Here is a 12,685-nt window from a genome sequence, read left to right on the forward strand (position 1 = left end):
AGCTGCTGCATGGGGCAAGGTTCAGCTACAAATGCCGCGCCCGCCGTCCCGGCCATGGGAAGCGTTAGACTAAGCACCAAGAGTAGGCAAAACCTTATAAATACATTCACTCTCAGATGTTAGCCAAATCTCAGACAACCCACAATGCTTCCAGGACCAGACTTAATCGCTCTATGCGTTTTGCAAAATTATTGCGCCAAATGTGTCTTTGAGTATGTGCACTCTACAGCTTTTGGAAACTCGAAGAAAAACTGGGTCACTCCCCCTGCCGAGGTACATCCTGCACGTCCATGATGAGCCTCAATAATGGAACGGGTAATCGCGAGTCCTAGACCTGCATTATGTGGACTACCCTCTCGCCGTGCAGGGTCTGCCCGGTAGAACCGATCAAACAGCTTGTCGAGGTGTTCGGGGGCAATGGCTGGGCCCGGGTTTTTTACCGTAAGAACCACGTAGGCATTATCTTCCCTGACCTCTACCTTGATAGTTTCTCTCTCAGGGGTATAGCGCAGCGCGTTTGAGAGCAGGTTTGAGATAGCCCTATGGATCATCAGGATATCCCCTTTGATTGAACCATAGCCCTCAACGATCAACTTGATGTCCTTTTCATCGGCAAGCAGCTGATAGTACTCCGCAAGCTTTTCCGCCGTTTCGCGTAGATCTACGTTCTGCCGGGCAGGAATGATCAATCCATTATCCGCTTTGGCCAGGAACAGCATGTCATCAATCATGCGAGCCATGCGCTTGAGGTCATCAAGATTTGAGTAGAGATTTTCCTCATAGTCTTCGATATTCCGCTTGCGGGAAAGGATAACCTCGGTATGCGTTGTTAGATTCGCTACAGGCGTACGTAGCTCGTGTGCGATATCAGCGGAGAAGTTGGACAGTCGAACAAATGAGTCATCCAATCTATCAAGCATGGCATTGAACGATGACACCAACTCCTGCAACTCATACGGAACAGGCGCCAGGGGAATGCGTGCCTTTAACGATTTGGCTGATACAGATGCTGCAACCCTGGCTACCTGTCCAATCGGTCGAAGTCCTTTGCGTACAACTACCCAGCCCAATGCGGCGCTAATCAGCGCACTGCACACCAATCCGATCCAGAACCACTTTTGCAAGGACTCAAAAAAGGTCATGTGCATGGTTACATCAAGCGCAACCATAATGGTGAGGGGCGGCTCTTCTGGTAGGGTGACATGATCGGTAAGGCCACGAAACATATGCTCCTGATCATGCCATTCCCAGATTTGCCCTGCTTTTTCTGAGCTGAATTGTGCGGGAATAGTTCGCTGGCTTGAGCTTGCAAACAGCTCATTTCCAGCATGATCCTGGATAACGGCCACGAGTTCCTCATGAGCGCTTAAAAGGGCTTTTAGTTGAGGGTGTAAAAGCCCGATATCTGCCACGCTCGATAAGGTCTTAAGCGTATTTTCAGCGGCGTGCAGTTTCTCCTCCAGAGCCATCTGATCCATCATCTGGAAGTGCTTATGGCTGAGGTGGGTGAAAATGAGCCCAGCTGCAGTAAGGACTATTGCAACGACCAGCATAAACATCAAGCTGATGCGGGCTGTTAATGAGGGCTGCCTACCCATTGTCTTCTTCCGGTCCTTCAAGCATATAGCCCATACCTCGTGAAGTATGAATAAGCTTGACGTCAAAGCCGTCGTCAATCTTTGCCCGTAGACGCCGCACGGCTACCTCGATGACATTTGTATCGCTATCAAAATTCATGTCCCAGACCTGGGATGCAATCAGCGATTTAGGCAGGACCTCACCCCGTCTACGCAAGAGAAGCTCAAGCAGCGCAAATTCCTTGGACGTCAGATCGATGCGTTTTCCACCCCGAAATGCCCTGCGTTTCATAAGGTCGACCTCAAGGTCGGCAATGCTCATCTGGGTCTGGGTTGGTGCGCTAGTACTCCGACGTAACAGCGTTCTGACACGCGCAAGTAATTCGGAAAAGGCAAACGGTTTGATCAAATAGTCATCTGCGCCCAGTTCAAGTCCCTTGACTCGGTCTTCAACCTGATCCCGAGCCGTCAGGTAAAGCACTGGTACACTTTTGCCGGCCGCGCGCAGTACCTTGAGTACCTCCCAGCCATCAAGACCAGGCATCATGATGTCCAGAATCAATAGATCATAAGCCTCGCCCAGCGCCTGTTGGAGTGCCTCGGTACCAGAGGTCACGCGGTCAACGGTAAAGCCTGCCTCGCCTAGTCCTCGCTGTAAGTACATTCCTATCTTGGGTTCGTCCTCAGCAATAAGGATTTTCATACGACAGTACCCCAGGTAGAAAAGAGGATTGTGCCTCTAGCGTAGTGGAGCTGACGAGAACCTTACAGAAATGTAATGTGCCGCTAAGGTTGCAGTCAGGTTGCTCGTCTAGTGTCAATGTTTGTTACAGCAAGGTCTGCAGGCCGCAATCCTATTGAGTTCCTGACAGGGACGCCCAGCGTTTTCCCCCAGCTGACTAAACTGTAATTTTCACTTCATCCTGCCGACAGGCTTGAGTGATTAAGGTTATCCCGAGCTTAACGCTTTCCCTGCGATTACCTAGAGGCGAACAGGGAATACTTAATCACATGAGGGTACTGAAAATGAACGCTGTTAAATCATTCTTTATTGCTTCTGCACTAATGCTCTCCTCTTTGGCTATGGCCGAAAGCGGTGGTGATCGTGTCTTTGACCGTATGGCTCAGGCCCGTGAAGCATCGGTCGCTGCCATGCAAACTCAGGAGTCCAAAGCAGCCACCATAGTCGCGGAGGATAAGGAGACCAGGAAGCACTCGCACTGCTAAGCGCTTGAGCAGGCCAACCTTACAGAAATGTAATCATGCGGCTTACTCAAATATGGCATTTTCGTCGCGCTTGTAGGCTGGTAAGCGTTGACATAAGGGCTGGTAATGTCTGCCTTGCCCTGTACACCTTCCTTTCATAACGGCTCTGACTCAATGACTGATTGGACACACGGCATGCAATCCAAAACTTCAAGGCGAACGTTCGTAAAGGGTATGGCCGCCGGAGGCCTACTGGGTGGACTGGGCTTGTGGCGTAACCCAGTTTGGGCGATCACAAGTCCTGGCGTGCCGAATGTATTGACCGGTACCGAGTTTGACCTCCTGATCGGAGAGACGCCAGTCATTATCGCCGGTAAATCGAAACCCGCCATGACCATCAATGGTGGGCTGCCAGGCCCTCTGCTGCGCTGGCGTGAGGGTGATACGGTGACGCTTCGAGTCCGAAATCGCTTGAAGGATACAACCTCCATCCACTGGCACGGCATTATCCTGCCGGCCAACATGGATGGCGTACCAGGGCTTAGTTTTCATGGCATCGAGCCCGATGGCATGTATGTCTACAGGTTCAAGGTCAAGCAGAACGGTACCTACTGGTATCACAGTCATTCCGGTTTCCAGGAGCAGTCAGGGGTATATGGGCCGTTGGTCATTGATGCCAAGGACCCTGAGCCTTTTACCTACGATCGTGACTATGTGGTGATGCTGACCGACTGGACCGACGAGGATCCTGTCCGCTTGATGAAAAAGCTCAAGAAGCAGGCGGACTACTACAACTTTAACAAGCGCACCGTAGGCGACTTCATCAACGACGTCAGTGAGAAAGGTTGGTCTGCAACCATGGCTGATCGCAAGATGTGGGCCGAGATGAAGATGAACCCCACGGATCTGGCCGACGTCAGTGGTTATACCTACACCTACTTGCTAAACGGCAAAGCGCCGGATGATAACTGGACAGGTGTCTTCCGACCGGGTGAGCGTTTACGACTACGGTTCATAAATGGCTCGTCCATGACGTACTTTGATCTTCGGATTCCGGGCCTAAAGATGACGGTTGTGGCTGCTGATGGGCTTTATGTGAATCCGGTTTCCGTTGATGAGCTAAGAATTGCTGTCGCCGAGACCTACGACGTGATTGTTGAGCCTACCCAGGAGGCCTATACCCTTTTTGCTCAGTCCATGGACCGCACTGGTTTTGCCCGAGGCACCCTGGCGGTTAGTGAGGGTTTATCAGCGCCCGTCCCCCCTCTTGATCTTCGCCCTCTTGTCACCATGGATGATATGGGGATGGGTGGGATGGACCATGGAAGTATGGGGGGAATGGATCATAGCCAAATGCAGGGCATGACTCAGGATTCAATGCAGGGCATGTCTACCATGAGTGGCAGCCAGTCCATGCAGGGTATGGATCATAGTCAGATGCAGGGTATGAAGGGCATGACCGGTATGGAAGGTGGGCAGATGCAGGCAATGGATCACAGCCAAATGCAAGGCATGGACCATAGCCAAATGCAGGGCATGTCCTCAATGGGCGGTATGGCTGGAATGGGAGCTATGCAGTCCCATCCCGCTTCCGAGCAAAACAATCCCCTCGTGGACATGCAGGCAATGAGCACCAGCCCAAAACTCGACGACCCAGGTCTGGGGCTTCGAAACAATGGCCGTCGTGTTCTGACCTATGCCGATCTCAGAAGCACCTTTCCGGATCCAGATGGCCGTGATCCCAGCCGGACCATCGAACTACATCTCACCGGACACATGGAAAAATTTGCCTGGTCCTTTAACGGTGTGAAGTTCTCGGACGCAGAGCCCATTCGCCTCAAATATGGAGAGCGTGTAAGGATCGTATTGGTGAACGACACCATGATGACGCACCCCATCCACCTTCATGGAATGTGGAGCGACCTGGAAGATGAGAGCGGTAACTTCATGGTACGTAAACACACCATCGATATGCCTCCTGGATCAAGGCGCAGCTATCGTGTGACAGCAGATGCCCTCGGACGATGGGCCTATCACTGCCACCTCCTGTATCACATGGAAATGGGCATGTTCCGTGAAGTCCGTGTGGAAGAATGAGGATATCGATATGTCGCACCTGATTGGATCAAAGAACACGCTGGCCGGCGCTCTCGCTGTAATGCTGGGTGCTGCGCAGATACCTGTAGCCTTGGCGGCAGAAGCTCAGATGCAGGGTATGGACCATAGCCAGATGCAAGGCATGGATCATAGTCAGATGCAGGCTATGGGACAGGAGAAAGTAACCCAGAGCCGCACGCCTATTCCTGAGTTAACAGACGCGGATCGCGCAGCGGTCTTCATTGATTCCGATGGCCACGCTGTACACGATAAGGCTCTTAATACCTTTTTCCTGCTTGATCAGCTTGAGTGGCAGGATGCTGATGAAGGCAGCGCCCTAAGCTGGGATGCTCAAGGCTGGATAGGCGGTGATATTGATCGCTTATGGATTCGCTCTGAAGGTGAGCGAACCAATGGCAAAACGGAAGAAGCAGAAGTACAGGCCCTCTGGGGCCATGCTATTGGTCCCTGGTGGGATGTAGTGGGCGGTATCCGGCAGGATTTCAAACCTGGCTCTCCACAGACGTGGGCTGCCTTTGGCATACAGGGAATGGCTCTCTATAACTTTGAAGCAGAGGCCACGGCTTTCATTGGTGAAAATGGACAGACCGCCGCCCGCCTGGAAGGCGATTACGACATATTGCTGACCAACCGCCTGATACTTCAACCAACTGCCGAAGCCAATTTCTACGGAAAAAACGATCCTGCCCGCGGTATCGGCTCAGGTCTCTCTGATACTGAGATCGGAATCAGGCTTCGTTATGAAATCCGCCGGGAGTTTGCGCCCTACATTGGCGTGACGTGGAACCGTACTTATGGAAACACGGCCGACTATGCCCGAGAGGAAGGCGAGGACAGGAGCGAAGCCCGCTTTGTCGCGGGTGTCCGTATGTGGTTCTAGCGGTTCGGTATCGCCTGTTTAGCGATTGAGCGATCACTTAAGTTGTTCCAGAAAACAGTGTCTATAACTCACTATACAGTCCTATCTGTAAGGAGCCTTGCATGTATGTACGTACCCTTTTTGGCATCGTAGCGATGACGTCTGGCTTGCTGCTGAGCAGCCTGGCCCAGGCTCACCCTGAGCTTGTTGCATCAACCCCGGCAGCCAATGCCGAGGTGTCCTCCCCTGCGAACATAGAGCTCAAATTTTCGGAAAAGCTTTCTACCCAATTTTCAGGTGCAAAACTCACCATGACTGAAATGCCAGGCATGAAGCATCCGCCCATGAATATAGAGGCCAAAGTCTCTGGCAGTAATGATCCCAAGGTTATGGTTATTACCCCGGCAAAGCCTTTGGTGGCAGGCACCTATAAGGTTGACTGGCGTGCAGTGTCCTCTGACACCCATCCCATCACGGGCAGTGTTGTTTTCAAAGTGAAGTGATGCCATGGGCGACTGGATAAATATTGCTGTTCGGTTTGCGCTCTACGCTGACCTCATGCTGCTGTTTGGCTTACCACTTTTTGGTCTTTATGCCTTGCGTGGAGAAGAGCGCCTAGCTGGTACAGCGTTACGATTCGGGTCGCTCATTACAGGGACAGCAGTATTTGGAATCATGCTGTCCTTGCTTGCCATGCTGGTCCTGGCGAAGTCCATGAGCGGCGTCTCGCAATTCATGGAGCTGGAGCGACATGTATTCGAAATGATCATCTCAGGTACTGATGTCGGTTTTACCTGGATTATCAGAATCGCCGCGCTGATGCTGGCCTTGCTGGCAGCCCTACTACTTAGGCGCTGGCCGTTGGCGTGCCTTGGGCTTGTTAGCCTCTTTGGGGCAGTAGCCCTGGCTACGCTTGCCTGGGCGGGACATGGCGCAATGGATGAAGGCACCCGTCGCTATGTTCACTTTACCAGCGACATCTTCCATCTGGTTGGAGCAGGTGCCTGGCTAGGAGCATTGGCGGCCTTTGGCCTGCTACTACGCCCAGGAAGCCTTGTAGCGTCTGAGCATATGCATCTGCTTAGTCGCGTGTTGAACGGCTTTGCTACCACCGGAACCGTTATTGTCGTAACGCTCTCGATAACGGGGGTAATCAACTATGGACTCATCGTTGGCCCTACTCTTGATGGCCTGTTATCCAGCCTCTATGGCCAACTTCTTCTTGCAAAGCTGGCCTTGTTCGCCTTGATGCTGGTACTTGCAGCTGCCAATCGCTTTCGCCTGAGCCCTTTGCTTGAGCGTTCTATTCAGAATTATCAGCATCAACAGGCTGTAACAGCCCTGCGTCGTAGTCTGTTTGTAGAAATAGGCGCTGCCATTTTGATCCTTGGACTGGTTGCCTGGTTGGGTACCTTGAGTCCTGAGATAGAAATGGCCATGGAGTAGCTTCACGCTATGGACTCATGAAAATCAACCGGAGCAGTATCATGAAAAACACACGTGTCCGTTTAGCGAGCCTGATGGTGGCCGCTAGCATCGCGCTTCCTTTATTTCCGGCCTTTAGCCATGCAGGAGAGCAGCTAAGTATTGATGTTTATCGCGATGCTAACTGTGGCTGTTGCAAGAGCTGGGTCAAGCACATGCAAGCCAATGGCTTTGAGGTGCATGACCATGTCGAAACCAATATGAGTGCGGTTAAGGAGCGTTTAGGCGTAACGCCGAACCTGGCGTCCTGCCATACAGCTGTCGTGAATGGAAAGTTTGTTGAAGGTCATGTGCCGGCAGAACAGGTAAAAGAACTGGCTAAACGTAGTGATCTGGCTGGAATGGCGGTTCCGGGCATGGTAGTCGGTTCGCCTGGTATGGAGTACGGGGATCAGCAACAGCCGTATCAAGTGCTTGGTCTGACCAAGCAAGGCGCTGAGCAGATTGTCGCGCAGTACCCACAGAAATAAGGTTTTACCCCAGCCCTTCTTAACCGCTCCTTGCCTTTTCAACAGGCATTGTCTGATTGCCTACCTGCAGGATGTAACACTACTGCTGTTGGAAAGAGATATTATCCTCACGTCTCTATCCAATAGACTCCAAGAGTGTTACCTCCGGTTTGTCCTCTGCTCACAAGGACGTAACACTTTTTTCCCTTGACCTAGATTAGGTTAGGTTTGAGGAGAGCGTCGAGCGCGCACGCCGCATGGCCGAGCGAAACGAAGACGCGATTGCTCCGGTAAACCTTGCGGCCAGCGAGGGCGGTGAAAATTGGGTGCTGTCCCCTATCGCCGACTTCACCACCGACGACATCTTTGCCTATCTGGGCCAGGTGCGCTCAGGACAGATCCGCTGCTACGACAATTTTGATGCGCTGGTCGAAGTGTACCGCGACATGAACGGCGGTGATTGCATGGTTCTTTCGTACTTGAGCGGAGCCGATGCACGCCGCCGTCCCGGTTGTGGCGCCAGAACGGGCTGCTGGACGTGCCTGCGTGTTACCAGCGATGCCTCAGCCGAAAACATGATTGCCAAGCAAGGCGGCCAGTACAGCTGGCTCAAGCCGCTCCATGACCTGCGCTCGTACATGAAGGCCCGCCACTTTGATCCCTCTGCCCGTTGCTGGCTGAGCCGGCAGGTAGACGAGCGTACCGGCCGCATCAAGATCAGTCCCAATGCCTACAGCCCTGCGTATACGCTTGAGCTCCTGCGCCTGATCCTAACCATCCAAATTCAGGAAGAGGAAAGCGCGCGCCAGCTGGGTATCAAACCACGCTTCACAGTTCTTTCCATGCGCCAGATCGTGGCTATCGACATGTTGTGGGGCCGCTATGGCTATCACGAGCCGTTTATGGCGTTGCGGACCTATCTGGAGATCTACGAGCAGGACGCGCGCTATCCGCTACCCGATATCTCGAACCTGCCCACATGGACCGAGAAGGATGTCGCCTTTCGCGCCGAGGCCGTCCTGTGCGACGAGTTCTACGGGTCTTGGTACGATGGGCTACGCAACCTTGACCATGCGGTGGCTGGCGCTGAATCGCTCACCGTGACGCGCCAGGGTAAGCCTGTGACTGATGTCGTGACTACCGACGAGTTCGCCATCGACGAGGAAGGCCTTGAGCTGTTCCTGTCCCTTGAGCTTGACCACGCCCTGAACCGCGTCTCGCTCGACGCTGCGCCCTCGTCAGCCGTTCACTATCTGTTAGGACTCGGCACCGTATCGTTAAGCAAGGGCGGGCATGCCGAATGGTCGCGCATGCTCAGGCTCAGCAACCAGATCTGGCGATTTGATCTGATAGCGGTCCTGCACGACCCGCTGGCGCTGATCGAGCGGCTTAATCTGTTGAGCCAGAAAAAAGGGGACGTACCGATGGCGGCTAAATGCGCTGACAAACAAGGCCAGCTGGATCTGTTTACGTGTTGAGGGCATGAGGAAGGTGTGCGGGCCGTGGCGAAATTGCGACAGGAGGCAGACACAAAGCCCGCAAATGATGGCCTATTACCATTGTTTGTTTGCGGGCACTTGCATAATGGAAAAGTCGTGGGAAAAAAGAAGATGCGCCCCTCTGATTGGCGCACCCCTGTACATCCTCGACATCAAGGATGTTAAGACCTAAAGGAGTCGACATGAGCACTACAAAGCGCCCCTATGAAATGCTTTCCGTTCCGTTGATAGCACTTCATCACTTGACCGAGGACGTTGCAAACCGGTTGGAAACCGAAGGCGATGACAACCCATGGTGCCGTTGTGCAGTATACAAATACGGCCTTATTCTAGATGTGAGCGAAATGGATCTGGATGAGGACATTCCACAGTGTTTGCTCGATCTCAGACGTTGGAGTCAGGATCAGCAGATGTCCTTTTGGGTTATGCTGGAGGCATCAGGTTTGCCTCAGCCGGACCTGCCGCTGTACGAGTGGATTTGACCTGAAGGCGAGACAGGGGAGCAACCATGTTGTACCAGGAGCTGCGTACACTACGCGCCAAATGGGCAGCCGGTGATGCTACGGCTGAGGAGGTTGCTCGCTGTCTTGAGCTTGAACGCAGGGCCGAGGTGCGAGGCAATCTCTGCTTCGTCCTTGGCTTTGCGGCTGTTCTTGCTATAGCACTCGGCCTGATCGGCCTTGTCGTCTCCAATGTCTATCCTAGCGAAGGCTCACTGGTGACGTGGCATAGCGCTGGGCTTACGGGCGGTCTGCTGGGCCTTATTGCGGGCACATACGTTGTGATCAAGGGCGCGCAGCCGTAACGTCGTCCTCTCCCACATTTGCCAGAGGGTTCAGTGTGCAGGGCAAGATCAAATGGTTTTCAAAAGAAAAGGGGTACGGCTTCATTTGCTCCGACGAGGGCGTCGATCATTATTTCAGCGTCAGGGATGTTCAAGGCGCAGACCTGCCCGTCAACGCGGATATCGTGAGCTTTGAGAGCCACAACGGGCCGAAAGGATCACGAGCAACATCCGTCGTCATTCTCGCAAGACTCAAGTCCCAGATCAAACAGGATGACCGCGTTACGTGCCCCCACTGCAAGAAGAAGATGGTGCCCAGGCTGATCACCTTTCAGGGGTCAGTCACCCATACGGTGTGTCCCTTCTGTGCAGAAACCTACAGGGATTTCAGATCAGACGGCCCCTGCTTTATCGCGACGGCGATCTATGGAGACTATGACGCACCAGAGGTGGTCCGTCTCAGGCAATTCAGGGATCGAGCTCTCCTGCCTTCAAGAGCAGGACGTTTGTTGGTCAGGGGTTACTATCGGCTATCACCCCCCCTTGCCAGATACCTGGTACGTCACCCAAGGCTCTCAGCACGGCTCAAGCCACTGCTTGATGCCCTTACCCGACGGTTGGGCTGAAAAAAACGCGAGCACAAAAAAGCCGACGGTCCTTGAGGCGGTCGGCTCTATGGAGATCAGGAGCGCTTGCTAGCTGGCGCCCTTGGCTGAAGGTTGCGAAAGCGCCCCGGTGGCCTTTGGATCCTTAGCTCCCTCCTCGTCCTGCATCTGCAGACGACGCATCACTGACAGGAAGGCTTCCATGGGCTGTGCCCCACCCAAGAGGATACGCTGCCCGGTCTTGTTATCCACGACAAAGGTGGCCGGCGTGCCATTGGCGCCGTTGCTCTTGGCAAGCGCCACTGACTGCTGGAGCTTGTCCATGTGCCGACGCTCGGTCATGCACTGCTTGAAGGCACCCGAGTTAGCGCCCAGACGAGTCGCCAGGCCATTAAGGTCTACTTCCTGCCCGGGTTGCTTGTAGAGCTGATCCAGCATGACCCAGAACGCCTGATTGCCCTTTACCTCGGAGACACACTCCAGGGCATGGGCCTGCACCTGTGAGGTGGATGAGAGGATAGGCATGTTCTTGTATTCCCAGTTCACCGTACCACCCGAGGCGTCCACGATCTGCTTGGGCGTCTCATGAAAGCGCTTGCAGTAGCCGCACTGGGTATCAGCGAATTCCACCAGCGTAAAACGAGCCCTGGTGCTGCCATAGATGTGCTGGCCTGCCTTGCGCCCTTCCAGGCTGTCCGACGCCGCCTGATAGCCTTCAAACATCTGCTGGCGCGCCTGATCGGCTTCACGGGTACGGATATCCGCCAGGGTGGTCTCGATCGACGCCTGCAAGCGCTCGGGCGAGGTGGCTGACTGTACGGTTTGCGCCAGTTCATCCATTCTCTTTTGCGTCTGGTGAGACTGATAAAACATACCGCCCGCAACTGTTGCGCACGTTACAGCAAGCGCAATGACTACAAGTTTGTTCGAATTCTTGTCACTCATTTTAAAACCTCCGTTTTAATATATGGTGGCGCTTTGATGTAACTTTGCTATACATAAAGAACAGACATTGGCGTAATTACCCGTGACCACACTTACCAAACTATGTGTTCTAGGCGCTAAGCAAATGTAACAAATAATTACAAGCGTTCAAGTCGTGAGAAATGCGTCGCAAAGCCTTGGCAGAATATTAATAACAAGAATCAGATAGCATCCCATCGCATATCCTGCTGCGCCCGTTCCCAGTAATCCGCTAATTGAACTTCCAATACCTTTCTGACAGCACCTGCCAAGATCAGCGCCCAGCTGTTTGCCCTGAAGAAAACCCCATGCTCCCATTACAACGCAATTAAACAGTGAGCAGGCCAGGAAGAGATCAAGAAATGATCGACTTATATCCAGCCAATAAACCGTACCACAGGTTAAAGCGGTTAAGGCGAACATAAATGATGTGACAATCGATTTATTTTGAAACCGCATGAGTGCCTTCCTTGCCAGCCACTGGCAGATAGGTTGGGAAGGAAAAAACATTGGCTTTGTATCCCTGTTGGACAGGAATTGCGACCAGCCAGCCATTAGGCAGGAGTTCAAGTAGCGATTGAAAGACAGCCGTATCAAGGCAATCAACCGGGTGCCCCGTCATATCAAGCAGTGATCGGGTAAGTTTGTGTCGTGGCTTGAGTTCAACTATATCTGGGCGGCCATTGGCAAGATGGGACTGGACAAATGAGAAAGTAGGAAAGCTGCCGGATAAATGCGACGAGTAAGCACACAGCAAGGAAATACGCGCCGTATCATCAACACCCTTCTGACTATGCCCATTGAAATACGAGACCAGCGCTCTTAGTTCATCCAGCTCAAGCGTAGAAAGAAGATTTTTGATTACATATCTTTTGCGAGTAGGTAGTGCCTCAAGCAAGTTTTTAGCTGCAACGTGCATAACAAGTCCCTCCGAAAGTAAACCTACTTTCATGGTACAGGGAAATCTCAGAATGCAAGTCCGGCTGGATGATCAAGGAAAAACCCTGTGCTAAAATAGAACTGAAGTCGCTGGTCATATAATTAGAGTTGCTAGATATCAATCTGCCTCCGGGAAAGCCGACCATTTGTCATTGAATCCAGATCCCAGAAGTCCAGGCCGAAGTCTGACTCAATACACCT

At 52.9% G+C, this 12,685-nt stretch carries 15 protein-coding genes; 10 read left to right on the forward strand and 5 right to left on the reverse strand.

All coding sequences use genetic code 11. The features are described 5' to 3' along the window. Positions 1-188: 188 nt before the first annotated feature. Entirely contained in the window at positions 189-1,598 is a 1,410-nt protein-coding gene (locus AC4LF3_RS23865; RefSeq protein WP_019365348.1) for a heavy metal sensor histidine kinase, read from the reverse strand. Beyond that, on the reverse strand, positions 1,591-2,280 hold the full coding sequence (locus AC4LF3_RS23870; protein WP_019365347.1) for a heavy metal response regulator transcription factor: 690 nt from the start codon (positions 2,278-2,280) through the stop codon (positions 1,591-1,593). The genes AC4LF3_RS23865 and AC4LF3_RS23870 overlap by 8 nt, the downstream gene beginning before the upstream one ends. A gap of 323 nt (positions 2,281-2,603) precedes the next feature. On the opposite strand from AC4LF3_RS23870, the gene AC4LF3_RS23875 reads away from it, so the two are divergent. The 10 genes from AC4LF3_RS23875 to AC4LF3_RS23920 all read left to right on the forward strand — a co-directional run bounded on the left by AC4LF3_RS23875 (position 2,604) and on the right by AC4LF3_RS23920 (position 10,603). Next, positions 2,604-2,804: a co-regulatory protein PtrA N-terminal domain-containing protein gene (locus AC4LF3_RS23875; RefSeq protein ID WP_026003883.1), complete on the forward strand. Its 201-nt coding sequence runs from the start codon at positions 2,604-2,606 to the stop codon at positions 2,802-2,804. Between the two features lie 174 nt (positions 2,805-2,978). After that, positions 2,979-4,880 (forward strand): copper resistance system multicopper oxidase, encoded by a 1,902-nt coding sequence (locus AC4LF3_RS23880; RefSeq protein WP_125889721.1) that lies wholly within the window; start codon positions 2,979-2,981, stop codon positions 4,878-4,880. 61 nt (positions 4,881-4,941) lie between these two features. Continuing rightward, positions 4,942-5,781: a copper resistance protein B gene (locus tag AC4LF3_RS23885; protein WP_100217705.1), complete on the forward strand. Its 840-nt coding sequence runs from the start codon at positions 4,942-4,944 to the stop codon at positions 5,779-5,781. A gap of 101 nt (positions 5,782-5,882) precedes the next feature. Further along, a complete protein-coding gene (gene copC, locus AC4LF3_RS23890) occupies positions 5,883-6,263 on the forward strand; it encodes a copper homeostasis periplasmic binding protein CopC (RefSeq protein ID WP_019364380.1) in 381 nt (126 codons plus the stop codon). A gap of 4 nt (positions 6,264-6,267) precedes the next feature. Continuing rightward, complete coding sequence (gene copD, locus AC4LF3_RS23895) at positions 6,268-7,206, forward strand: copper homeostasis membrane protein CopD (protein ID WP_125889720.1); 939 nt, start codon at positions 6,268-6,270, stop codon at positions 7,204-7,206. A 41-nt stretch (positions 7,207-7,247) separates the two neighbouring features. Beyond that, positions 7,248-7,715, forward strand: coding sequence for a DUF411 domain-containing protein (locus tag AC4LF3_RS23900; RefSeq protein WP_026003760.1), 468 nt, complete (start codon positions 7,248-7,250; stop codon positions 7,713-7,715). A 236-nt stretch (positions 7,716-7,951) separates the two neighbouring features. After that, entirely contained in the window at positions 7,952-9,172 is a 1,221-nt protein-coding gene (locus AC4LF3_RS23905) for an adenine nucleotide alpha hydrolase family protein (RefSeq protein WP_181123828.1), read from the forward strand. A 203-nt stretch (positions 9,173-9,375) separates the two neighbouring features. Continuing rightward, the gene (locus AC4LF3_RS23910) at positions 9,376-9,675 is read left to right on the forward strand and encodes a DUF5983 family protein (protein WP_019364385.1); all 300 of its coding nucleotides are present in this window, start codon (positions 9,376-9,378) and stop codon (positions 9,673-9,675) included. Positions 9,676-9,701: 26 nt separating this feature from the next. Continuing rightward, positions 9,702-9,998 carry a hypothetical protein gene (locus AC4LF3_RS23915; RefSeq protein WP_019364386.1) on the forward strand — a complete coding sequence of 99 codons (297 nt, stop codon included), beginning with the start codon at positions 9,702-9,704 and terminating at the stop codon, positions 9,996-9,998. Between the two features lie 35 nt (positions 9,999-10,033). After that, positions 10,034-10,603, forward strand: coding sequence for a cold-shock protein (locus tag AC4LF3_RS23920; protein ID WP_019364387.1), 570 nt, complete (start codon positions 10,034-10,036; stop codon positions 10,601-10,603). 69 nt (positions 10,604-10,672) lie between these two features. Here AC4LF3_RS23920 and AC4LF3_RS23925 read toward each other — a convergent pair whose 3' ends face one another. From AC4LF3_RS23925 to AC4LF3_RS23935, 3 genes are all read right to left on the reverse strand, one after another. Continuing rightward, positions 10,673-11,527, reverse strand: a complete 855-nt coding sequence (locus AC4LF3_RS23925) for a DsbA family protein (protein WP_019364388.1) — start codon at positions 11,525-11,527, stop codon at positions 10,673-10,675. Between the two features lie 147 nt (positions 11,528-11,674). Then, complete coding sequence (locus AC4LF3_RS23930; protein WP_019364389.1) at positions 11,675-12,004, reverse strand: hypothetical protein; 330 nt, start codon at positions 12,002-12,004, stop codon at positions 11,675-11,677. Beyond that, positions 11,988-12,464 (reverse strand): hypothetical protein, encoded by a 477-nt coding sequence (locus tag AC4LF3_RS23935; RefSeq protein ID WP_125912978.1) that lies wholly within the window; start codon positions 12,462-12,464, stop codon positions 11,988-11,990. Before AC4LF3_RS23935 ends, AC4LF3_RS23930 begins: the two co-directional genes overlap by 17 nt. Positions 12,465-12,685: the final 221 nt, after the last annotated feature.

It is taken from the genome of Pseudomonas sp. C2.3V (genome assembly GCF_058536325.1).